This is a genomic window from Ruminococcus sp. RTP21484sp1_RTP21277st1_D2_RTP21277_210401, from assembly GCF_040924225.1.
GTDB lineage: Bacteria > Bacillota > Clostridia > Lachnospirales > Lachnospiraceae > Blautia_A > Blautia_A faecis.
The window spans coordinates 33,076-56,737 of record NZ_JBCOMJ010000010.1 but is presented as its reverse complement, the minus strand read 5'-3'; the positions used below and the strand labels follow the sequence as shown (position 1 = coordinate 56,737).

At 44.7% G+C, this 23,662-nt stretch carries 20 protein-coding genes and 7 tRNA genes; 5 read left to right on the top strand and 22 right to left on the bottom strand.

The features are described 5' to 3' along the window. Positions 1–7 precede the first annotated feature (7 nt). Positions 8–961 carry a DMT family transporter gene (locus AB5706_RS08715; RefSeq protein WP_179988265.1) on the top strand — a complete coding sequence of 318 codons (954 nt, stop codon included), beginning with the start codon at positions 8–10 and terminating at the stop codon, positions 959–961. 131 nt (positions 962–1,092) lie between these two features. Here AB5706_RS08715 and AB5706_RS08710 read toward each other — a convergent pair whose 3' ends face one another. The 6 genes from AB5706_RS08710 to hflK form a co-directional block, all read right to left on the bottom strand. Further along, complete coding sequence (locus tag AB5706_RS08710) at positions 1,093–3,003, bottom strand: ABC transporter transmembrane domain-containing protein (protein ID WP_173716159.1); 1,911 nt, start codon at positions 3,001–3,003, stop codon at positions 1,093–1,095. Next, positions 3,000–4,757: an ABC transporter ATP-binding protein gene (locus tag AB5706_RS08705; protein ID WP_173716160.1), complete on the bottom strand. Its 1,758-nt coding sequence runs from the start codon at positions 4,755–4,757 to the stop codon at positions 3,000–3,002. Before AB5706_RS08705 ends, AB5706_RS08710 begins: the two co-directional genes overlap by 4 nt. Before the next feature lie 23 nt (positions 4,758–4,780). After that, a complete protein-coding gene (locus AB5706_RS08700; protein ID WP_173716161.1) occupies positions 4,781–5,281 on the bottom strand; it encodes a MarR family winged helix-turn-helix transcriptional regulator in 501 nt (166 codons plus the stop codon). 242 nt (positions 5,282–5,523) lie between these two features. Further along, positions 5,524–5,796, bottom strand: coding sequence for an acylphosphatase (locus AB5706_RS08695; protein ID WP_118579773.1), 273 nt, complete (start codon positions 5,794–5,796; stop codon positions 5,524–5,526). Positions 5,797–5,858: 62 nt separating this feature from the next. Next, positions 5,859–6,722 carry a protease modulator HflC gene (hflC, locus tag AB5706_RS08690; protein ID WP_118579775.1) on the bottom strand — a complete coding sequence of 288 codons (864 nt, stop codon included), beginning with the start codon at positions 6,720–6,722 and terminating at the stop codon, positions 5,859–5,861. Positions 6,723–6,759: 37 nt separating this feature from the next. Beyond that, on the bottom strand, positions 6,760–7,710 hold the full coding sequence (gene hflK, locus AB5706_RS08685) for an FtsH protease activity modulator HflK (RefSeq protein ID WP_173769614.1): 951 nt from the start codon (positions 7,708–7,710) through the stop codon (positions 6,760–6,762). Between the two features lie 704 nt (positions 7,711–8,414). On the opposite strand from hflK, the gene AB5706_RS08680 reads away from it, so the two are divergent. The 4 genes from AB5706_RS08680 (at position 8,415) to AB5706_RS08665 (ending at position 13,452) form a co-directional block, all read left to right on the top strand. Then, a complete protein-coding gene (locus AB5706_RS08680; RefSeq protein ID WP_173734921.1) occupies positions 8,415–9,092 on the top strand; it encodes a response regulator transcription factor in 678 nt (225 codons plus the stop codon). Then, positions 9,085–9,984: a sensor histidine kinase gene (locus tag AB5706_RS08675; protein WP_368365991.1), complete on the top strand. Its 900-nt coding sequence runs from the start codon at positions 9,085–9,087 to the stop codon at positions 9,982–9,984. Before AB5706_RS08680 ends, AB5706_RS08675 begins: the two co-directional genes overlap by 8 nt. Positions 9,985–10,119: 135 nt before the next feature. Continuing rightward, positions 10,120–10,791, top strand: coding sequence for an ABC transporter ATP-binding protein (locus tag AB5706_RS08670; RefSeq protein WP_148461754.1), 672 nt, complete (start codon positions 10,120–10,122; stop codon positions 10,789–10,791). Between the two features lie 15 nt (positions 10,792–10,806). Next, positions 10,807–13,452 carry an ABC transporter permease gene (locus tag AB5706_RS08665; RefSeq protein WP_173734923.1) on the top strand — a complete coding sequence of 882 codons (2,646 nt, stop codon included), beginning with the start codon at positions 10,807–10,809 and terminating at the stop codon, positions 13,450–13,452. Positions 13,453–13,604: 152 nt separating this feature from the next. Here the strand turns inward: AB5706_RS08665 and ade are convergent, their stop codons facing one another. From ade to uxaC, 16 genes are all read right to left on the bottom strand, one after another. Beyond that, a complete protein-coding gene (gene ade, locus AB5706_RS08660) occupies positions 13,605–15,302 on the bottom strand; it encodes an adenine deaminase (RefSeq protein WP_342982019.1) in 1,698 nt (565 codons plus the stop codon). Positions 15,303–15,555: 253 nt separating this feature from the next. Continuing rightward, on the bottom strand, positions 15,556–16,314 hold the full coding sequence (locus AB5706_RS08655) for an RNA polymerase sigma factor region1.1 domain-containing protein (protein ID WP_173718880.1): 759 nt from the start codon (positions 16,312–16,314) through the stop codon (positions 15,556–15,558). 301 nt (positions 16,315–16,615) lie between these two features. Then, positions 16,616–16,696: transfer RNA gene (locus AB5706_RS08650), tRNA-Leu, on the bottom strand. A gap of 62 nt (positions 16,697–16,758) precedes the next feature. Continuing rightward, positions 16,759–16,831, bottom strand: a tRNA-Lys gene (locus tag AB5706_RS08645). An 8-nt stretch (positions 16,832–16,839) separates the two neighbouring features. Continuing rightward, positions 16,840–16,911 (bottom strand) — tRNA-Gln (locus tag AB5706_RS08640). A 9-nt stretch (positions 16,912–16,920) separates the two neighbouring features. Further along, a tRNA-His gene (locus AB5706_RS08635) sits at positions 16,921–16,994 on the bottom strand. Positions 16,995–16,999: 5 nt separating this feature from the next. Further along, positions 17,000–17,073 (bottom strand) — tRNA-Arg (locus AB5706_RS08630). Positions 17,074–17,093: 20 nt separating this feature from the next. Further along, a tRNA-Gly gene (locus AB5706_RS08625) sits at positions 17,094–17,164 on the bottom strand. A gap of 33 nt (positions 17,165–17,197) precedes the next feature. Next, positions 17,198–17,272, bottom strand: a tRNA-Pro gene (locus AB5706_RS08620). Between the two features lie 288 nt (positions 17,273–17,560). Then, positions 17,561–18,040, bottom strand: a complete 480-nt coding sequence (locus AB5706_RS08615; RefSeq protein WP_148461758.1) for a metallophosphoesterase family protein — start codon at positions 18,038–18,040, stop codon at positions 17,561–17,563. Beyond that, positions 18,037–18,627 (bottom strand): XTP/dITP diphosphatase, encoded by a 591-nt coding sequence (locus AB5706_RS08610; protein ID WP_195379511.1) that lies wholly within the window; start codon positions 18,625–18,627, stop codon positions 18,037–18,039. Before AB5706_RS08610 ends, AB5706_RS08615 begins: the two co-directional genes overlap by 4 nt. Beyond that, on the bottom strand, positions 18,624–19,805 hold the full coding sequence (locus AB5706_RS08605; RefSeq protein ID WP_173773091.1) for a THUMP domain-containing class I SAM-dependent RNA methyltransferase: 1,182 nt from the start codon (positions 19,803–19,805) through the stop codon (positions 18,624–18,626). The genes AB5706_RS08610 and AB5706_RS08605 overlap by 4 nt, the downstream gene beginning before the upstream one ends. A 17-nt stretch (positions 19,806–19,822) precedes the next feature. Beyond that, positions 19,823–20,365, bottom strand: a complete 543-nt coding sequence (gene yfcE / locus AB5706_RS08600; protein WP_342982016.1) for a phosphodiesterase — start codon at positions 20,363–20,365, stop codon at positions 19,823–19,825. Between the two features lie 143 nt (positions 20,366–20,508). After that, on the bottom strand, positions 20,509–20,826 hold the full coding sequence (locus tag AB5706_RS08595) for a rhodanese-like domain-containing protein (RefSeq protein WP_118579811.1): 318 nt from the start codon (positions 20,824–20,826) through the stop codon (positions 20,509–20,511). Between the two features lie 127 nt (positions 20,827–20,953). After that, positions 20,954–21,961 carry a LacI family DNA-binding transcriptional regulator gene (locus AB5706_RS08590; RefSeq protein WP_368361488.1) on the bottom strand — a complete coding sequence of 336 codons (1,008 nt, stop codon included), beginning with the start codon at positions 21,959–21,961 and terminating at the stop codon, positions 20,954–20,956. A gap of 136 nt (positions 21,962–22,097) precedes the next feature. Then, positions 22,098–23,504 (bottom strand): glucuronate isomerase, encoded by a 1,407-nt coding sequence (gene uxaC, locus AB5706_RS08585; RefSeq protein ID WP_173771169.1) that lies wholly within the window; start codon positions 23,502–23,504, stop codon positions 22,098–22,100. Positions 23,505–23,662: the final 158 nt, after the last annotated feature.

The following is a 23,662-nucleotide window of genomic DNA, read 5'->3' as shown; positions in this document are numbered from 1 at the left end:
ATCCATTATGAAAAAACAACAAATACCATTAAAAAATTCACTGATTCTCCTTTTGACAGCAACGATCTGGGGAATCGCCTTTGTAGCACAAAGTGAGGGCGGTGAAGCTGTCGGCCCTCTCACTTTCAATGCCACAAGAAACATTATCGGTTCTCTGGTGCTGATCCCGGTTATTTTACTGCTCAATAAAATAAATCCACAGAGCAATTCAGCTGATTTCACAGAATCCGACAGACAGCCAATGGCATCCAGCGGTTCAAATCCATTTTCCCGCAACAAAACCTTAATTGCCGGCGGCATAATCTGCGGTATCTGCCTGTGTCTTGCTTCCAACTTCCAACAGTTTGGTATCCAGTACACCTCCGTTGGAAAAGCAGGTTTTCTCACTGCATGCTACATTATCATCGTCCCGATCCTTGGACTTTTTATGAAAAAGAAATGCAGTCCTTTTATCTGGGTTGCGGTTGTAATGGCACTGATTGGTCTCTATCTGCTTTGCATCACAGACGGCTTTTCCATTGGAAAGGGAGACTTTCTGGTCCTGATCTGTGCTTTCCTGTTTTCCCTGCACATTCTGGTCATTGATTACTTTTCACCAAAGACAGATGGAGTAAAAATGTCTTGCATCCAGTTTCTGGTCTGCGGAATCCTCACTGCTATCCCAGCCATAATTCTGGAGCATCCCAATCTTTCTTCATTCAGTGGTGCCTGGGGCGCTACTCTCTATGCCGGCGTTATGTCCTGCGGTGTCGCCTACACCCTCCAGATCGTGGGCCAGAAAAATATGAACCCAACCGTAGCCTCCCTGATTCTCAGTCTGGAATCCTGCATCTCTGTCCTCGCCGGCTGGATTATCTTAGGACAGAAATTAAGCACCCGGGAAATCATCGGTTGTGTGGTAATGTTCGGGGCTATCGTTCTTGCCCAGTTGCCGCAGAAAGAAACTGCCAGTGAAAAATAACGCGCTCTAGAGCCTGTTTGAAAAATTCTTGCAGAAAGCCTTTTTCAAACACGCTCTAAATCTTCCAAAACCAAAAGTAAGAGGTAACGCTTGAACCTTCCAAACGTTACCTCTTACTTATTTACCCCATATCACCCATTATACAGCTGATAATATTTACCTTTCTGCGCAATTAACTCATCATGAGAGCCTCTCTCAATAACACGTCCCTGCTCCAGAACCATAATACAGTCACTGTTTCTGACTGTGGATAACCTATGTGCAATTGCAAATGTAGTTCTGCCTTCCATCAGCTTATCCATACCATCCTGTACAAGCTTCTCTGTACGGGTATCAATAGAGCTGGTAGCCTCATCCAGGATCAGAACCGGCGGATCTGCTACTGCCGCCCTGGCGATTGCAAGCAGCTGTCTCTGTCCCTGGCTTAAATTAGCACCATTATTGCGAAGCATAGTATGATAACCATCCGGCAGTCTTCGGATAAAGCCATCCGCATTCGCCAGCCTGGCAGCTGCAATAACTTCCTCATCTGTGGCATCCAGTTTTCCATAACGGATATTCTCCATAACGGTAGCAGTAAACAGATTAGTATCCTGAAGAACGATACCCATGGAACGTCTCAGATCACCCTTTTTGATCTTATTTATATTGATGCCATCATAACGGATCTTACCATCCTGAATATCATAGAAACGATTCAGAAGATTGGTAATTGTCGTCTTACCGGCACCCGTGGAGCCGACAAATGCAATTTTCTGTCCTGGCTTCGCATACATCTTCACATCGTGAAGCACGATCTTGTCATCACGATATCCGAAGTCAACGCCATCCAGAACAATATCACCTTTCAATTCGATATAATCTGTTTTGCCAGTGGCTTTGTGAAAATGCTTCCATGCCCAGCGTCCTGTACGTTTCTTGGACTCAACCAGCTTACCATTCTCTTCTTTCACATTTACCAGGGTCACATATCCGTCATCTACCTCCGGCTTCTCGTCCAGAAGGTCGAAGATACGCTTCGCTCCGGCAAGTGCCATAACAATACTGTTAAACTGCTGGCTTACCTGGTTGATCGGCTGGCTGAAGCTCTTGTTAAAAGTAAGAAAACTTGCCAGGCCGCCAAGAGTAAATCCACCCACACCATTTACTGCCAGCACGCCGCCAACAATGGCACACAGCACATAGCTGATATTCCCAATCTGTGCACAGGTAGGCATCAGCACGTTTGCAAATTTATTGGCATTATTCGCGCTCTCAAACAGCTGGTCATTCAGCTCATTAAACTTCTCAAGGCTTTCTTCCTCATGGCAGAATACCTTTACAACCTTCTGGCCTTCCATCATTTCCTCGATGTAACCATTTACAATACCAAGATTCTTCTGCTGCTCCATGAAATACTTGCCGCTGAGTCCTGCAAGATTCTTACTTGCCACCAGCATCACTCCAACCATGACCAGAGTCACGATGGTAAGAGGCACATTCAAAATAAGCATACTTACCAATACACTGACAATGGTAATCACACTGGAGATCAGCTGTGGAATACTCTGGCTGATCATCTGGCGCAGTGTATCAATATCATTGGTGTAGATAGACATGATATCGCCATGTGCATGTGTATCAAAATATTTAACAGGAAGTGTTTCCATGCGCTCAAACATCTCATTTCGAAGATTGCGTAGGGTGCCCTGACTGACATAGATCATCAGACGGTTGTACGTATATGTGCACGCCACCCCAATTGCATAAAAACAGGCTACACGAAGAATTGCCATTGCAAGAGGATGGAAATCCGGAGTCTCAGATTGAAGCATAGGCATGATATACTGGTCAATCAAAGTCTTCATAAACATGGTTCCCTGCACATTGGCAAGAACACTTACCACAATGCCGATCACAACTACAATAATATGGATCCTGTAGTTCTTAAAAATATACCCCATCAGTCTTCCAAGCATCTTGCCCTGATTCTCTACCATAGGGCCTGAACGGAAGGCTGCCCCGCTGCGGCCTGGCTTCTTTATCGGTCTTTCATTGCTCATGCCTGCTCACCTCCTCTATTCTCATCAAAATCTCCACCACCCTTTATCTGTGAATTATAAACCTCCTGATAAATGGCATTGGTTTTCATTAGTTCCTCATGAGTTCCAAATCCGCTGATTTTTCCCTCATCCATGACAATGATCCTGTCCGCACTCTGAATACTGGAAATACGCTGTGCAATGATCAGCTTGGTAGTATCCGGAATTTCTTCTGCAAAAGCTCTTCTGATACGTGCATCTGTGGCAGTATCTACCGCACTTGTGGAATCATCCAGAATCAGTACTTTGGGTTTCTTAAGAAGAGCTCTGGCGATACACAGACGCTGTTTCTGACCGCCGGAAACATTGGTTCCGCCCTGCTCAATATAAGTATTGTATTTGTCCGGCATTTTCTCAATGAAGTCATCCGCACAGGAAAGCTGACACGCTCTGCGGCACTCTTTCTCCGAAGCCTCTTTATTTCCCCAGCGCAGATTCTCCAGAATGGTACCGGAAAACAGCACATTCTTCTGAAGTACAACTGCTACCTGGTTACGCAGACTATCCATATGGTAGTCACGCACATCCACGCCGCCAACTTTCACTGATCCGGAGCTCACATCATAAAGACGGCTGATCAGGTTTACCAGACTGGACTTGGCACTTCCGGTTCCACCGATAATACCAATAGTTTCTCCTGCGCGGATAGAAAGATTGATATCCTTCAGCACCGGCTCCTTACTGTCCTTCTTATAGCTGAAATCCACATGATCAAATTCAATACTTCCGTCTGCAACTTCCATAACCGGATCCTGCGGATCATGAAGATCTGCTGTTTCATTGATAACCTCAGTTACACGCTCTGCACTTGCTGCGCTCATGGTGACCATAACAAATACCATGGAAAGCATCATAAGGCTCATAAGAATATTCATACAATATGTAAGAAGACTCATCAATTCACCTGTAGTCAGACTGCCGCCAACGATCATATTCGCACCCAGCCAGCTGATTCCAAGAATACATGCATATACTGTAAACTGCATAACCGGCATATTCATAACTACCAGTTTTTCAGCTCTTACAAACATTTCGTAAACTTTATTGCAGGCTTTCTGAAACTTAGTGGTCTCATATTCTTCACGTACATAAGCCTTCACAACGCGGACTGCGCTGATATTCTCCTGCACGCTGGCATTTAAATCGTCATATTTTTCAAATACTTCCCGGAAATACTTAGTCGCCTTTTTCATAATAAATACGAGAAAACATCCAAGAAAAATAACGGCAATAAGGTAAATGCTGGCAACCCTTGCATTGATCATAAACGCCATCGCCATGGCACAGATCAGACTGGCCGGGGCACGGGTACACATACGCAGGATCATCTGGTATGCATTCTGCAGGTTGGTCACATCTGTAGTCAGACGTGTGATCAGACTTGCAGTACTGAACTTGTCAATGTTTGAAAATGAAAATGTCTGAATGTTAGTATACATTGCTTTACGAAGATTACGGGCAAAGCCGGAGGATGCGTATGCTCCATATTTTCCCCCAAGAATACCGGTAACAAGTCCTGCAACAGCAAGAAGCGCCATAATGGCACCCTTTCTGTAAAGATAACTGATATTACCGGTTTCCACACCGTTGTCGATCATATCTGCCATTACAAGAGGAATCATTGTCTCCACCACAACCTCCAGTATCATAAATACCGGTGTGAGGAAGGAGGCCTTCTTAAACTCCTTTACCTGGGCAAGTAATGTCTTTATCATCAGGTTCTCCCCTTTCTTTTTTGTTAGTTTTCATCCCGCAGACAGCACTCTCTTTGGGCATTTTCCCGGATTATGTCCAGAACTTCCATAAAGCATTCCAGTTTTTCCTGGGGAATGTCAGACTTCAATACTTTCTGGATCCGGTCAAAATTCTCCATAATTTCCATCTGAAATTCCATTCCCTTTTCTGTAAGCACCAGACGCTTCAGTCTGGCATCTCTTGGAATAGGTTCTCTGGTAATAAGCCCTTTCTTCTCCATTGCCTGAAGGATTCCTGAAGCAGTAGAACGCGCCATCTGAAATTCTGCTTCCAGGTCTTTCTGGAAAACAGCCTCTTCTGAATGTCGGTACAGATAACCAATGATCCACCCCTGCATGCGGTTAATTCCGGCTTTTTCATCCACCTTGGACTGATACGAATTCACCAGACGCCCAATTACCTGATTGAGAGTACGAACCTCATACCCTATTTGCCGTTCCGCCCTGCAGCACTCATCAGGACCAGTTTTCTTCTTTTTCTCCATCTTTCCCTTCTTTCATATACTTCCATACAAAATAGTTCATGTGCGAACTGTTCGGGTTCGAACTGTTCGTGCACGAACTAATTATAAGGGGCATGTTTCTGAATGTCAATCCTGTTTTTTCAATATCCGCTTTGCTATTTGCTCGCGGAGCGTTTTTTGTGTAATAGGAAATTACTCCGTAATATTCCTATTACACAAAAAAATACCAGAAGCAAAATTCCCATTGCTCCTGGCATCCCTTTTTATTTCGAATAAAAGCTCCACTCCCTTTCATCCACAGGCAGGTCTTCCATCTGATAATTCTCAATCCGGATGAAACTTCCCATCTCGATTTCCTGAATCATACGCTCAATTCCGGAAAGCTCTCCCTGGACTTCCATTTCCACTCTGCCATCCCACAGATTGTCCACCCAGCCGGTAAGATCATTGGCTCTCGCCGCATTTTTGGCACGGTAACGAAATCCAACGCCCTGCACCTGCCCGGAAAAATATATGTGTTTTCTCACTATCGCCATCTTTTGTCACTCCTTATGTACCTTATGATATACGTCAATACCGGCAGATGCAAGAATTTTTATTATTTTCCCTCAAAAATCTGAGCAATCGGGGAATCCGATGACAAAATAACGGTCTTGTTTTCTCCTTGCATAGAAGCTTTCAGTGCTTCAAGACTTCTTACGAAGGAATAAAATTCACTTCTCTCATCTTCCCCATAAGCCTGGGAAAGAATTTTCATATATTCCTGTTCCCCTTCTGCCTTCAAAATCTCAGCCTGCTTCTTCGCATCTGAAATCTGAATGGTCACTTCCTTATCCGTCTTGTTCTGGATTACTTTTGCTTCTGAATCGCCTTCTGCTTTATATGTAGCAGCAATATTATCACGCTCTGAGATCATTCTCTCATACACAGCAGCCTTATTATCGTCCGGCAGATCCAGCTGCTTTGTTTCAAATTTAATCAGCTCTATTCCATATTGTTCCATATTATCTCCAATGGCTTCCATCACCATATCCGATAATTCTCCGTCACGGCTTGTGATCACTCTGTCCTGGGAAAGACTGCTGATCACATTTTTTGTGGCATTATATACGGCCGTATTAATTCGGCTCTCGCTGTTTTCCAAAGAAGAGTTCAGAGTCTGTGCAAATTTAAGGGGATCTGTGATTCTCCACAAAACATAGCTGTCACTGATCATGGTTTTCTTGTCCTTGGTAATCACATCAGATGCTTCCAAATCATATAACAACGTTTCCTTTGGTAAAGACTGTGTTCTTTCTATCAATGGAATTTTAAAGCTGATTCCCGGTTCGCAGATCACTCTGTCAACTTTACCAAACTGACGGATCAGCTTGTATTCATTTTGTTGGGTTATAGTTATGGAAGAACCGATTATTACTGCTCCGAGAATGCCTGCTATAAGTGCCGCTTTTTTCATTTTCATAATTTTTTATCCTTTCTATCAGATACTTATCTTAACTTCACTTAGTTTCTTCACTTGTATCTTCTTCTGTTTTCCAGTCTCCGGAAAAAGAATCCAGCGGCAATATCTTTTCCACGCCACTTCCGTTGTCGATCACAATCTTCATACCAGGCAGCACATCTTCCATGGTTTCATAGAACATTCGCATTTTTGTGGTCTCCGGATTCTTCACATATTCCTCATACATTGCATTAAATCTTGCCACCTCAGCTTCTGCCTCATTGATCCTCACCTGTTTTTGTGCCTCCGCATCCTGAATAATCTGGTCTGCCTGGGCCTGCGCTTCGGGAAGCTTTTCGTTCCTGTATTTATTAGCATTGTTAAGCGCCGTTTCTTTTCCCTGTTTCGCAGTTTCCACCTCTTTAAATGCTTTCATCACTTCTTCAGTAGGCGGCTCGGAATCCTGTATTGTTATGTTGACCAATTGAATTCCCAGATCCTGTTCCTCCATCTGATTCAAAATCATTTCTTTGATCTTGCTCTGGATTTCTCCTTTTCCGGTGGTCAGAACCTCATCCACGTTATAGCTTGCTATTACAGTTCGGATACAGCTTTGCGCAATATTTTTTAAAATCTCTTCCGGCTGCTCAGAGGTGTAAAGGTATTTTACAGGTTCTGAAATTCGATATTCTACAAAGAAATCCACATCAATAAAATTGTAATCCGAAGTGATCATGATTCCTTCATTTTCCACCACCGCATTGTTCCCCATACTGTATCCTATTGGAAATCCCTGGATCGTGGTATTTACCTTCTGCACCTGCTGTACAAAAGGGACTTTGAAATGTAATCCCGTTTCATTCACTGCCTTTGGCACTCCAAAGGTTGTGAGTACTGCCTGTTCCTGCTCCTGAATCTGGTAAGTTGTATCCAGAGCCAATCCCCCTGCCGCTATAAGCCCAATAGCACCGATTGCCAGATATTTCATTTTTCCATTTCGCTTACTCATTTTTCTCCTCCATCTCTCTTACTAACAATAGTTGTAAAGCGTTCAAAAAGGGAAAAAAAAGACTTTTATCCCAGGCACTGTTATAATGCCTGAAATAAAAGTCTCGCTGATTATCTCATAATGCGGGTAGTTTCATCTACCGTTCTGACGCATTTATGCACCATTCAGAAAAAATGGATTTCCTTTTATCTCTTCATGGCCGCTACTCCCTTTTCTTTGAGCGATATCATATCATAAGTATTCATGAAAATCAAGATGTTTTTTTATGTTTTTCAGTTCTTATTAATGCCTTGTTGCTGTTCAGGGGCTAACCCTGTGTTACTGTTCACTCCGTTCACAGTAACGCGCTTCGCGATGCACAGAAATCATGCATTCGCATGATTTCGCGCCGCAATTCTCGGGTTTTCTGTGAACTTTGTTCACAAAAAACGCCTCGCGGAATGTTACCAGTGAACAGTAACAACCCTGTTTCAAAAAACAGGACAACTTTTTAGAGAATATGGATTTCTTTACATTAGCATGATACAATTAAGAAAGTAAAAAAACGGCACAGCATAGATCATCCGGCTTGCTGATTGGGATACAGCGAAAACAAACAAATTTGCAAACAGAGCAATAGCCAATAGCCTATCTTCTGAACTGTGAGAACGAAAAATTGCCCAAGGAAATGATGGCGGCCTTTGAATAACGAGGGAGTGAGATACATGGAACAATTATTGATTATTGAAGATGATATAGGGTTGAATCAAGGTTTAAGTAAAGCACTAAAAGCAGATGACCGTCAAATTATATCCTGCCATGAGCTAAAAGCGGCAAGAGAGCAATTGCTTTGCGGTAGTGTATCCCTGATCCTGCTGGATATCAATCTACCAGATGGCAGTGGGCTTGAGCTGCTCCGGGAGGTCAAGAAAAACCTGCCCGGAGTTCCTGTTATTCTGCTGACTGCCAATGACACTGATCTGGACATCGTAGACGGACTGGAGCGGGGCGCTGATGATTACATTACCAAGCCCTTTTCTCTTTCGGTTTTGCGGGCAAGGGTGAATACCCAACTGCGAAAGCAAGCGTCAAACCAAAAAAATGCGCCGTTCCATATGGATCTATTTCACTTTGACTTTGAGGCTATGACCTTTTATGTGGGAGATTCAAAAGTGGAATTGAGTAAAACAGAACAAAAATTACTGCGTCTGCTTGTTGAAAACCGTGGTCGAACCATGACCCGTGGAGACCTTGTCGACCGGATCTGGACAGATGGCGCAGAATATGTGGATGAAAATGCTTTGTCTGTTACGATCAAGCGTCTGAGGGATAAGCTTGGTGCACAGAAATACATTAAAACCATCTATGGAATCGGTTATAGCTGGGTGACAAAAGATGAATAAAACCGGCATTGTGATCATACTGCTATGTTTTCTGGCGGCGATAGCTACTGTATTATGGGAGCGGAGAAAGGTCAGAAAAACGATAGAAGAAATCGAAAGGATGCTGGACGCTGCCATGACCGGCTCCTTTTCTGAAGCCACTTTTGATGAAAGCCAGCTGTCTGCTTTGGAAACAAAGTTTGCACACTATCTTTCCGCAGCAGAAACTTCCTCTCGAAATGTAGCACAGGAGAAGGACAGAATTAAGACCTTGATTGCGGACATCTCCCACCAGACAAAAACGCCGATTGCAAACCTGCTGTTATACAGCGAGCTTTTGATGGAGGAAACTCTGCCTGTATCGGCGAAGGCAAATATGGAGGCACTGTACAATCAATCGGAGAAATTGCGATTTTTGATTGACTCGCTTGTAAAGCTGTCCCGGCTGGAAAACGGAATTATTTCACTATCGCCGCAGCGCTCAGCATTACAGCCACTGCTTCAAGGTATTGCAGAACAATATGCCGCCAAGGTTTCTGAAAAAGGATTGTCTTTGCAACTGCAAGATACCGATGCTTTTGCTGTATTCGACTTCAAATGGACAGCGGAAGCACTGGCTAATATCGTAGATAATGCCATCAAATATACAGAGCATGGCACAATCAGGATTTCTGCTGTAAGCTATGAAATGTTTGCAAGGATCGATATATCGGATACCGGTTCGGGCATTTCGGAAAGCGAGCAAGCGAAGATATTTGCTCGCTTTTACCGCTCAAATAGTGTGCGGAAACAAGAAGGTGTAGGCATCGGCTTATACCTTGCCCGACAGATCATATCCGGCGAGGACGGTTATATCAAGGTCGCTTCCGTTCCGGGAAAAGGAAGTACGTTTTCCATATTTCTGCCGAAATAGCATCCATTCTTTCAAAACTGTTAGATTTCATTTTCCGCTGGAAAGAATGTGGAAAGAATCCTATGCGATAATCTGTATGTATCAAAGGATGATTTCTTTGCATACATACAGATTTTTTCATGGAGGTACTCGTTTATGGAAGTTTTACAGGCAAAAAACCTGAGAAAAATTTATGGCTCCGGCAATAATGCGGTTCATGCGTTGGACGGAGTGGATTTAAGTGTGCAGAAAGGTGAATTTGTGGCGATTGTCGGCACATCCGGCTCCGGCAAATCCACACTGCTGCATATGCTGGGCGGGCTGGATCGCCCTACAAGCGGCACGGTCATGGTGGACGGACAGGATATTTTCTCCCTGAAGGATGAAGCCTTGACCATCTTCCGCCGCAGAAAAATAGGCTTTGTGTTCCAAGCATATAATCTTGTTCCGGTGCTGAATGTGTATGAAAATATCGTTCTACCCATTGAGCTGGACGGCGGCAAGGTCAACAAGGATTTCGTACAGCAGATCGTGCAGACCCTTGGGCTGGATGAGCGTCTGGATGCCCTGCCCAATCAGCTTTCGGGCGGTCAGCAGCAGCGTGTGGCAATCGCCCGTGCGCTGGCGGCAGCACCCGCTATCATTCTGGCAGATGAACCGACAGGTAATCTGGATTCCAAAACCAGCCAGGATGTATTGAGCCTTTTGAAAGTAACCAGTCAAAAGTTCGCCCAGACAATCGTAATGATTACCCACAACGAAGAAATTGCGCAGATGGCAGACCGCATTATCCGTATCGAAGACGGTCGGATCGTCTCCCAGAACTAACGGGAGGTGGCTACGATGAATGTCAAAAACAGAAAATGTATTCGAAAGCTCAGCTTAAAATCCCTTTATGCGAACCGCCGCCGCAATCTGATCGCCATTTTTGCCATTGCGCTGACAACGATGCTATTTACGTCCATGTTCACCATTGTCTTGTCGTTGAACGCCAGTTATGAAACCTACCAGTTTCGGCAGGTAGGTGGCTATGCACACGGTACCTTTAAAGATGTTTCCCCCGAGCAGGCGGAACGTATCGCTGCCCACCCAAAGGTGAAGGCTGCGGGGGCACGGAAGGTGATCGGCATCACTGTGGATGGTGTCTTTTCCAAAACGCCTGCAGAGATCAGCTACATGGATGCCAACTGCACCAAATGGAGCTATGCCACCCCTACTACCGGGCGGATGCCCGAAAGCGGCAAAGAAGTAGCCATGGATACGGCAGCGTTGCAGCTGCTTGGCGTAACGCCGGAGCTGGGCGCCGAGGTCACGGTTTCCTATTCCATCACGGACAAGGATCAAACCGCCTTTACTGTAACAGATACCTTTACGCTGGTGGGCTATTGGGACTATGATGAACTAATGCCTGTTCATTACATCAACATCAGCCGTGATTACGCAGATGACATCGAAGCGCAGGCAGTGAAAACAGGGTTACAGCCTTTCCGCACCGATTTGAATGTCATGCTGGCCTCCAGCACAAATATTCAAGGGCAGATGGAGCAGGTGGATACCGATCTTGGCTACACATGGGACAGCTATACCGATCCCAACAGCGTCCGGATCGGCGTCAACTGGGGATATACCTCATCCCAGCTGGAGTCACAGCTCGATCCAGAGCTGATGATCGCCATAGCAGCTTTTTTGCTGCTGGTGATTTTCACGGGGTATCTTATCATCTATAACATTTTTCAGATCTCTGTTGCAGGGGATATCCGGTTTTACGGACTTCTGAAAACCATTGGCACAACGCCCCGGCAGCTCAAACGTATCATTCGCCAGCAGGCACTTCTACTTTGTCTGATCGGCATTCCGGCAGGACTGTTGCTGGGCTACGGCATCGGCGCTGTTCTGGTACCTGTTGTCTTGCGCTCCACCCAGTTGGATGCAGGCATCACCACCATCAGCACTTCGTCTGTGATCTTCCTTGGTTCCATGCTGTTTGCCCTGTTGACGGTGCTTTTGTCCTGTTCCAAGCCCGGAAAAATGGCAGCCAGGGTCTCTCCGGTAGAGGCTACCAAATATACGGATGCAATGCAGACTAAGAAAAAACAGCGCAGCACCCGGGGAGCCAAGCTCCATCAGATGGCCTTTGCCAATCTGGGACGAAACAAGAAAAAGACGGTGCTGGTGGTGGTGTCTCTGGCACTGTCGGTGACACTGTTCAATGCGCTGTGTGCCTTTGTGGGAGGCTTCAGCATGGAGAAGTATGTATCCTCCATGACCTGCGCCGATTTTATCGTCAGCACGCCCGACTATTTCCGTTACAACCCGGCAGATGAATTCATCACGCCAGAACAAATCGAAGAGATCGCAGCAAACACAAAGGCCAATCTTTCCGGCACGGGATATGCTGTGCGAAAACCCGCATACCTGTGGATGACGGAGGATGCTCTGCGGCAGGACTATGCAAGGTACGAAAGTGCTGAGCAGTTGGACAGCCATATGAGCCGTCTGGAGCACCGGGGCAATATGGTGATGGGAGATACCAGAATCGAGGCTCTGGATAACAGTCTGTTTGACAAGCTGCAAGTGCTCGACGGAGATATTTCTCCTATGCTGGAGCCAAACAATAACGCTATTGCCATTGCGGTTTCTTTGGATGATTACGGCAATCTGCTCAATCCTGAATACTACCCCAAGGTGGGGGACACGATTACCGCTACCTATGCGGATGATGTGAAATATATCGACAGCCGCACCGGGGAACTCCGCACCGAAGATACACCGGAGGAGTACTTTCAGGCAAAATTGTATGGAGCCAGAGATGTAGAGTACACGGTCTGCGCCTTGGTAGAACTTCCGAATTCCATGAGTTATCGTTATGGTGGTATTGGATATGACGCAGTTTTGTCTGTGGACACCGCACAGAGGGACAGCGGTGGTGCAGCCATTCCGATGCTCTACCTGTTCGACACAGCGGACGAAGTTGACGAGGCCGAAGCAGAGCAATATCTATCGAAGCTCACTGCCGGTGAGTTTTCGCCCTTGATGTATGAAAGCAAAGCCACGGCTCGCTCTGAATTTGCTCAGTTCCGGCAGATGTTCCTTCTGATAGGTGGTATCCTCTGTGCTATCATTGGGCTGGTGGGACTCTTAAATTTCTTCAACGCCATGATGACCGGTATTCTTTCCCGCCGCCGTGAATTTGCTGTGCTTCAGGCTGTAGGAATGACGAACCGGCAGCTCAAAACCATGCTGATCTACGAGGGGTTGTTTTACGCAATGTCTTCTGTAGCGGCGGCCTTTATTTTGTCGCTGGCGGTGGGACCTCTTGCGGGAAAAATGCTGGGCAGTATGTTCTGGTTCTTTGAGTATCGATTCACCATTCTGCCTGTCCTGCTGACAATTCCGGTATTTCTTCTGCTGGGGTGGCTGATTCCTTGCATGATGTATGACAACGCAGCGAAATGCAGTGTTGTAGAGCAATTAAGGGATGCTCAATAACTGTTAAGCAAAAAACGGCCCTCTGCCAATGAAAAGGCAGAGGGCTGAAAATCTACGGGTTTATATTCCGTCACAGTTCTTAAATAGGTTTCGGGGTTTCGTTCAAAACAAGACAACCGTCTCGTGTATTGCACTCCCGCAATCCTGGTATCTTATAAAAACTTCCACGCTTCCACATCAAAAACGCCTCTCGGTGTAATTCGGATCTGCGGAATAACCGGCAAAGCCATAAAGGACAGCGTAATAAACGGATCATGACCGTCTTTCACACCCATTTCATGAGCTTTATGGATCATTCGCCCAAGAGTCTCATTGTCTTTCTCAAAACCATTATCACTCATCAGTCCCATTACAGGAAGGGCAAGAGTGTCAAATACTTTATGATTCTCTACGATCGTATAGCCTCCCTGAGTACGCATCAGCTCCCGCACAGCAAGCTCCATGTCCTCATCATTATCTCCGATCACAATAATATTGTGGGAATCATGGGATACACTGGACGCAATTGCTCCACCGCGGATACCAAAACCTCCGATCACGCCGCAGCCGATTTTCCCTGTCATCTTATGACGTTCTACAACTGCAATCTTCTGATAATCGTCATCGGACTGGAATTTGCAAGGACCATCCCCTGCGTTCAGAGTTCCCTTTCTGGTAGTAATCTGTCCTTCTTCTGCCAGAATCACCGGAAAGATTCCATCTGCAGACTCCAGCTGAAATGCCTCGCTGGAAAATTCAGCCACATGCACTGTATTTTTCAATTCAGGGGCACACGGCTTTATAACAATCTTTGCATTTTTATCCACCAATTGACCTTTAAAGTACACGTCTTCTATGGTCACACTGACAAGATCCGAAAGAACCAAAAGATCTGCCTGTCTGCCGGGTGCCACTGCACCCTTGTCTTTCAGTCCATAACAGTCAGCTGCATTAATGGTTGCCATCTTAATAGCGGAAACCGGATTCATGCCAAGACGGATAGCTTTTCGCACGTTATGGTCAATATGCCCTTCCCGCTGGATATCCTCAATATGCTTGTCGTCTGTGCAGAAGCAGAATCCGTCACCATTCATATGTCTCTGCACCAGACCGCCAACAAGCGCCTCCAGATTTCGGGCAGCGCTGCCTTCCCTTACAAGAATGGTAAGACCGTTCCGCCGTTCTCGCATGGCATAATCAAAGAAGCTGCACTCATGGTCTGTAGCAATCCCTGCCATGGCATATGCCTGAAGATCTCCCTCTTCCAGAAACGGAGCGTGACCATCACGGATTCTGCCCTCAAACAGCTCCAGCTTGTCATGCATGGTCTTATCTCCCTGTACCACAGAAATGCTGTCCATTACTTCTCCAAGTCCAAGAATCCGGCTGTTATGAAGGTAAGGAGCCATATCTTCAGCAGTAAGAGTGCATCCATTATCATCAATGGCAGTAGCAGGAACACAGGATGGCATCATCACATATACATTTGCTTTCACATCTTCGGTTTGATCCAGAATATAATCAATTCCTGCCAGACCGGACACATTGGCTGATTCATGGGGATCCACGATAAAAGTAGTGGTTCCGTGCCTGGAGGCAACCGTTACCAGTTCAGCCGGTGTAACCAGTGTAGATTCCAGATGAAGATGGCTGTCAATAAATCCCGGACATACATATCTGCCAGCCAGATCACGTTCTTCCTTTCCATGGAAACTTCCAATTCCTGCTATAATCCCATCCTGTATGGCAATGTCTCCGCGGATGATCTCTTCAGTAAAAACGTTCACAATCCTCGCATCCTTCAATACCAGATCTGCCTTTTCCAAACCTCTTGCAATTCTGGAATACTGCTGATATTTTTCCAAATTCATATATATCCTCCTTTCATTTGTCAAATAATATTTATTACACGCAAAAATATTTTGATTATTATTTATGATAGTAACACTTGTACAGTGAAATTTCAATGTAAATTTCAAAACATCCGGAAAAGACAAAAAAACACCAAAGATGATTTTTACTTTTAAATCACCTCCGGTGTTTCCATCAATTCTACAGCATTCTTTTCATTTCCGACAGGATAGCCTTATCTCCATAATTTTCCCGGTATTTCACTTGCCATAATTATTTATCGTCTCCTGTAAGGCGCAGAATATCCCGGATCTCATCCACATTCATATCGAGAATAACCGCCAGCTCATCAATGGTAAAACGGTTCTCCCCGTCATCGTCCGTCAGATCCTTCACTGCCGATTCCAGCTTCTCCACCTTAGCTACCAGACAGTCATCCTGGAATTTCTTCTGTGTCTGCTCCTCAATGGCAGCGATAATTCCCTTGCGAAGCTGAAGACGTAGCCAAGCATCATCTTTACGTTCTGTCTCCGGGTCGGAAAGAGCCGTGAGCAGCACCACATTCGCCTCCTGAATCAGATCTGCAAGTTGAATCTCTGTACAGTTCATATCAGCGGCCATATTTGCTGCTACCGGCAGATAAATGCTGGTAAGAGCTGCCTCTGCAATGGCATCCCCATCTGCCAGATTCTCAAACAGTGTGTGAAGCATCTCCTGGCTTACTTCCTTACCGTTGCTTACCTCTGCCAGGTAATCCTTCAGATATGCTTCTTCCTCTGAAGTAAGCGGGATGCTGGTTCCTTTTGACTCCGGCTCCGTCTCAGCCACTTCCTCTGTCTCCACCGGGGCAGTGTCTCCCTCTATCATAATTCCCTGCAGTTTCAGATACTGCAGTACTTTTAACATCTGACTGGTCTCGAGATCAGTACTTGCAAAATGCTCCCGGATCTGCTCATGAGTCAGCATATTTCCATTCTGCTTTCCAAGCTCACAAATATCCCTTAATTTCTCCTGAAACTGAACAACGTCCATATTATTCCTCCATGCTTCTTCGTTGTGTAAACTATAACAAATCCGTCCTGTAAAATCAAGGCATTACTGTTCACTCCGTTCACAGTAACGCGCTTCGCGGTGCACAGAAAGACGAACCTTCTTGTGACAAGCACAAGAAGTAGCGTTTGCTGCGCAAACTTAACTCTCGGTTTTTCTGTGAACTTAGTTCACAAAAAACACCTCACGGAACGTTACCAGTGAACAGCAACAAACAAATTAAAAAAATGACCCCGATCTAATTTTCATCTCGAAAATCCGATCCAGATCATTCCTCATTTCCTGCGGATGACAGGACTTGAACCTGCACGTCGTAAACACCAGAACCTAAATCTGGCGCGTCTGCCAATTCCGCCACATCCGCATATATATTATTTAAAAAACCGGAATGCCCTAATCATAAGGCTTCCGGTTCTCATTCGCAAGTGAAGCATCGGGGATTCGAACCCCGGACAACTTGATTAAAAGTCAAGTGCTCTACCAACTGAGCTAATGCTCCATATAGGACTGGGCTAGCTGGATTCGAACCAGCGAATGCAGCAGTCAAAGTGCTGTGCCTTACCGCTTGGCGATAGCCCAAAGGCAAAGGGTGGATACAGGGATTCGAACCCTGGGCCTCCAGAGCCACAATCTGGCGCGCTAACCAACTGCGCTATACCCACCACAGCGTGTCAGAAGGGATTCGAACCCCCGACCCACGGCTTAGAAGGCCGTTGCTCTATCCAGCTGAGCTACTGACACATATCTCTCTTCATCAGAGAAGCGGGTGATGGGAATCGAACCCACGTATCTAGCTTGGAAGGCTAGTGTTCTACCATTGAACTACACCCGCATTTACGCTGAAACGGTAATGTTGTTACAGCAGTCGGGGTGACAAGATTCGAACTTGCGGCCTCCTGGTCCCAAACCAGGCGCTCTAGCCAAACTGAGCCACACCCCGATGTCTTACAACATCATTTCTATGAAGTTGTCGTTCCTTGTGCTCTCAAGAATTTCTTTTCTCTCGCTCAAGGCAAGAGTTATTATATTATATGGTCTCCCATTTGTCAACACCTTTTTTATAAATTTTTATATTTTTTTCGAAAAAAGATGTAATTCCCGAAAACCCGCTAAAAATGCGGGTTTCCAGGTTCTCCACCATCTGCATTTTTCTCTTTTTCGACAATTTTCAAAAAAATATTTCAAAAAATATTTCGTTTCCACAGTCAAATATACAGGTATTTTTCAGTTACAAATACCGAATTTCAATTTCCGGCTCTTCCCCTTTATACAGCTCCATCACCGCATAACTTGGTCTGCGGCCTTCCTGTCTCGGAAAAGAAAGGCTTCCCGGATTGATCACCAGTACACCATTTTTCTTCTCCACCACTGGCTTATGGGTATGTCCGAAGCAAACAATCTCACAGCCTCTGGCTGCCGCCTCTTCCGAAACCCCATAAAGATCCATGGACACACCATAATTGTGCCCATGAGTCACCATGATCTTATGTCCTTCCAGCAAAATCTCGTCCTCTCTTGGAAGATCACTGAAAAAATCATTATTTCCTGCCACAATGGTACAGGGACATTCTGCCAGCGCTTCAATAAAAAATTCCCTGCCCTCCACGTCGCCGCAATGGATCAGATAATCAAAGGGCTGCTCCAAAGCTACTGCCATCTCCAGTGACTCATCTCTCCCATGAGTATCACTGACAACCAGCACCTTCATCGTAATTCTTCCTTTATTGCCTGCAAAGCTTTTCCTCTGTGGCTGATTTTATTTTTTTCTTCCATAGACAGCTCTGCAGATGTACAGCCATATTCCGGCAGGAAAAAGATAGGATCATACCCAAATCCATTGGCACCCTTTTCCTCATATCCAATACGGCCTTCCATGGTTCCGCGCACAGTTTCCACTCTTCCGTCTGGAAAGGCAGCTGCAATAGCGCAGACAAAACGGGCTGTACGCTGCTCATCCGGCACGCCATCCAGTCTCTGGATCAAATTTGCATTCTTAATATGATAGTCTGTATTCTCGCCCATATAACGTGCAGAATAAACTCCCGGCTCTTTATTCAGATAATCAATCTCAAGCCCCGAGTCATCTGCAAGTACAATTTCGCCATTACCGGTAAGCTTGCTGATGGCAGTCGCCTTGATCACTGCGTTTTCCTCGAAGGTTTTGCCATCTTCTACAATATCCGCCTGGATTCCAGCCTCTTTCATGGATACCACTTCTGCATCCAGATCTGCCAGGATTTTACGGATTTCTTTCATTTTATCTGCATTTCCTGTTGCAAAAATTATCTTCTTCATTTATCAGTGCCCTCTTTCTTTTCCTGTGCCGCACGTCTTGGAGGCTTTGGTCCCAGGAACTGGTAAAAATATGTTTTCAGCATTCCGTTATAGATTTTACGGTTCTTATCTGCCTTGCGTCCAATGTCATTCTCAGCTTTATCATAAGAAGTGATCAGATACATTGACCACTTATCCAGACCGCGGTAGCTCTCACCGATCTCGCGGTAAAGCTGCGGCAAAGCTGCTTTTTCTTCCAGACGCTCGCCATAAGGGGGATTCGTAATGATAAATCCGTATGGCTTCGGGTGATGAAGCTCCTTCACCGGACGCTGCTGAAAATGGATCAGGCTTTCTACTCCTGCCATTTTCGCATTTGCCCTGGCCGCTTTCAGTGCCTCAGCATCAATATCATAGCCCTGAATATCCGTCTCGATTTTCAGATTCACTCTGTCCTGAGCCTCTTCTACCGCCTCATACCAGCATCTTCTCGGCACAACATGCTTCCAGTCCTCTGCAAGGAAAGAACGGTTCATACCCGGTGCAATATCTGCAGCCATCATAGCCGCCTCGATTGGAAAAGTACCGCTTCCGCAAAAGGGATCCACAAGACTTCTGTCCTTTTTCCACGGAGTTAACATAATCAATGCGCTGGCAAGAGTCTCTGTAATAGGTGCCTTCACGGTCATCTGACGATATCCTCTCTTATGAAGAGAAACACCGGAAGTATCGATTCCAATAGTTGCCACATCCTTCATAAACGCCACACGGATAGGAAAACTTGCTCCGTCTTCCGGGAACCAGGACACGTTATATACGCCCTTCAGACGCTCTACAATGGCTTTTTTCATAATAGACTGGATATCAGACGGGCTGAACAGCTTACTCTTCACTGAATTGGCTTTCGCAATCCAGAATTTGCCATCTGCTGGAATATAACGTTCCCATGGCAAAGCCTTCGTTGCCTCAAAAAGCTCATCAAATGTCTCAGCTTTCACTTCCGCAACCTTCAGAAGAATACGCTCTGTAGTACGCAGAAAAACATTGGCATCTGCAATTCCCTGGGCATCTGCCAGGAAAGTAACCTTGCCATCCTCCACCTTGCTGATCTCATATCCCAGATCCAGTATTTCTCTTTTCAAAACCGCTTCCAGGCCAAAATGGCAGGGAGCGATCAGTTCAAATCTTTCTGTACTCATTCACCGTTTTTCCCTTCTTAAAGCACTATGCTTTTTACAATATTTCCGTCAAAATCCATGATGGAAAAAACACCGTCCTCAAGCACCGCATAGGTAGGCGGATTTCCTTCTTTCGGAATGGATACGGAACCCGGATTCAAAAGAATGTATCCCTCCATCTGCTCTGCTTTCAGAACATGGGTATGACCATGGATCAGAATATCTCCCTTGCATAAAGGCGGAAGGTTATTCTGATTATAAACATGTCCATGCGTCGCATAAAGTGTCTTGCCGTCAATTGACAGAATGCAGTAATCTGCCATCACCGGAAACTCCAGAACCATCTGATCCACTTCTGCCTCACAGTTACCGCGCACAGCATAAATTTTGTCTTTCATGGCATTCAGCATGGGGATCACCTGCTTCGGTGCATATTCTTTTGGCAGATCATTTCTTGGTCCGTGATAAAGCAGATCGCCCAGCAGAACCAGGCGCTCTGCCCCTTCTTTCTCAAAAGCATCCAGCATTTTCCTGCAATAGTAAGCAGAACCATGGATGTCAGAAGCAAACATATATTTCATAAACTTGGTTTCTCCTCTGTTTTTAGTGTTCGAATTGTCTCTCTCCTTTTCGGTTTACATAACCTCATGAAAAGGACATTTTTCTTCTTTACATTATCATGCCTTGATGGAAATTACAAGATAGTACTCTTTTGAATTTTTTCTCATATATCGCATATCAGATTTCTCCCTCTGTACTCCTTCATTCCCCCGATCACCGTTTTTGTCTTATATCCATTTCGCGCCAGAATCCTGGCTGCCTGAAGACTTGCCCCGCCTCTGTCGCAATACAGCACCAGTATTTTCCCTTTTGGAAAATCATATGTCTGCATTTCTTCAAACTTCTCATATGGCACATTTACCGCTCCCTTTATATGTCCGGTATGGTACTCTTTCGGATTTCTCAAATCTATAAGAAAGGAATCTTTCCGTCCAACATAATAATCCAGCATTTTTCCGGAAATCGGCTCTACAGGAAACATGGAAAATCCCCTTTTTTATCAGTATATCCGCAAATACAAAAAAGGTGCCAAAATGCACCTTTTTTAAGTATTGCTTTTCGTAACCTCCGCAGGGGACTTACTTGATTCGGTTAAATATAAATCAAGATCAGAAATCCGTTGTACACCTGCGGACTATTTCGCACGGAACACACACATTCTTTTCAATCTGTATTTCTCTCTCAAGAAGATCGATCATTCGTTCCACTGTCTTTTTGCACATTACGCCCAGCTTACTGTCCACCGACGTGAGCTCAGGATCACTGCTGATTGCAAGAATTGAATTATTATATCCGGCAACCGGAAGCTCTTCAGGGATCGCCAGTTCCTTAATCTTTGCATACTTTACTGCTCCGATTGCAATTCCATCCTCCGTTGCAAGGACACTGTCAAAATCAAGGGTCCGGTTGTATTCAAGCAGCATATCCCGTGTATATTCAATGTCATTTCTGGTCTTGAATTTCAGATTTCCACAAATCGGATATCCGGCTTCCTGCAATGCAGCTTCGTATCCCGCCATTTTCTGCCTGGCACTGTAGGATTCTGAATCATACATAAAAAGAATTTTCTCTTTTCCTCTCCGTATAAAGGCTTTCGTCACTTCATAAGTAGCCTGAAAATCATCCGCATAGGTGCAGTAAATATTATCGCCTGAAACCTTTGCGTTAATCATAAATATGGAAACCTGTTCCGCTGCCTCCCGAATATAATCTGTGTCAGATTCATCTTTACCATTTCCTGCATATGTAGAACCAACCAGTATCAGCGTGTCTATTTTCTTAGACAAAAGGAGTCTGACATAATCCTCCTTTTCTTCCTGTTTAAATCCACTGCAGCCAAGAATACAGTCATATCCATGAGCATGAAGATTTCGCTCCAGATAAGATACTGCTTTTGCCATATAGATATCGTCAATGTTTGGACAGATGATTCCTACTGTTTTCATCGATCCAAGACCAAGGCCTCTGGCAAACGCATTCGGCGTGTATTCATTTTCTTTCATAACCGTAAGAACCTTTTCTTTTGTCTTCGGGCTGACTTTCGGACTGTTATTGACCACTCTGGATACTGTTGCGATGGAAACATTTGCCAGCTTTGCAATATCATATATATTCACTATAGTTCTCCTGTTCGTTCTGGTAATAATAGAAAATAAGCATTCGCTTAATACATTCTATTGAAAAAGCATATCAGACAGATTCATATCTGATATGCTTTTATCAAGCTGTTTATTTATTTTAACATCAATAATTTTACAGGTCAAATCCAAAATAGTCTACTGCATTATTGTACGAAATTCCGCACACAATTTCCTTTAAAGTTTTATAATCAGCTGGATACTCTCCATTTTCCACCCATCCGCCAATAAGCTCGCAAAGAATTCTGCGGAAATACTCATGTCTGGTATAAGACAAAAAGCTTCTTGAATCAGTAAGCATGCCAACAAAGTTTGCAAGCAGTCCCAGATTTGCGAGTGATGTCATCTGTGCGATCATACCGGTTTTGTGATCGTTGAACCACCATGCACTTCCCTGCTGAATTTTGCCTGCTGCCTCTGTTCCCTGGAAGCAGCCAAGGATTGTTCCGATTGCCTCATTATCATTAGGATTGAGGGAGTACAGGATTGTCTTTGGAAGTTCATTTGATGCGATCAGAGAGTTCAGGAAATCTGCTGTCTGAGCACTTGGCGCATAGTTATTGATGCAGTCATATCCGGTATCCGGTCCGAGCTGCTCATACATAAATGCATTGTTGTCTCTCTTGCATCCATAATGGATCTGCATTACCCAGTTCTTTTTATGATATTCTTTTCCAACAAACTGCATAAAAGCTGTCTTGAAGATCATTTCTTCTTCTCTTGAGATGCTTTCGCCATTCAGTCTCTTTTTAAAGATTTCATTTACTTTTTCTTCTGCCGCAGGCGCATACATAACATATTCCAGTGCATGGTCAGATACACTGCATCCCATCTGTGCAAAGAATTCCATTCTCTTAAGAAGGGCTTCTTTCAGATCTGCGAAATCAGCAATTTCAACGCCACTAACCTGTGAAAGCTTTTTCATGTATTCCGGATATTCCGGTTTTTCCAGATTCATTGCCTTGTCCGGACGCCATGCAGGAAGCACTTTTACCTCAAAGCTTTCATCTTCTGCAAGAACTTTATGCCATTTCAGATCATCTATCGGATCATCTGTTGTACAGATTAATTTTACATTGGATTTGCGAATAATGTTTCTTACAGACATATCATCTTCCTGAAGCTTTTTGTTACACAGGTTCCACACTTCTTCGGCTGTATCTCCGTTCAGATATCCTGTATATCCGAAATATCTCTGCAATTCCAGATGGCTCCAGTGATAGAGCGGATTTCCGATTGCTTTACCAAGAGTTTCTGCCCATTTCTGGAATTTTTCACGGTCACTGGCACCACCAGTAATGTAGTACTCATCTACTCCATTTGACCGCATCTGACGCCATTTATAATGATCACCGCCAAGCCACACCTGGGTAATATTCTCAAACTTACGGTCCTCTGCAATTTCCTGGGGATTGATATGGCAATGGTAATCTACAATTGGCATTGTCTCTGCATACTCATGAAATAACTTTTTTGAAGTTTCTGTTGAAAGTAAAAAATCTTTGTCCATAAATGCTTTCATAGAATAATTCTCCTCTTCTCTCTATCCGTTCCAGCGAAAATGTAAGGTCTTACATTTTAATCACAGTATACGATAAATAAGTGTCATTTTCAATTCATACAGCATTTGAAGAACAGCCAAATTTACGCATGATATATTGTGTATTTTTACCATTTTTA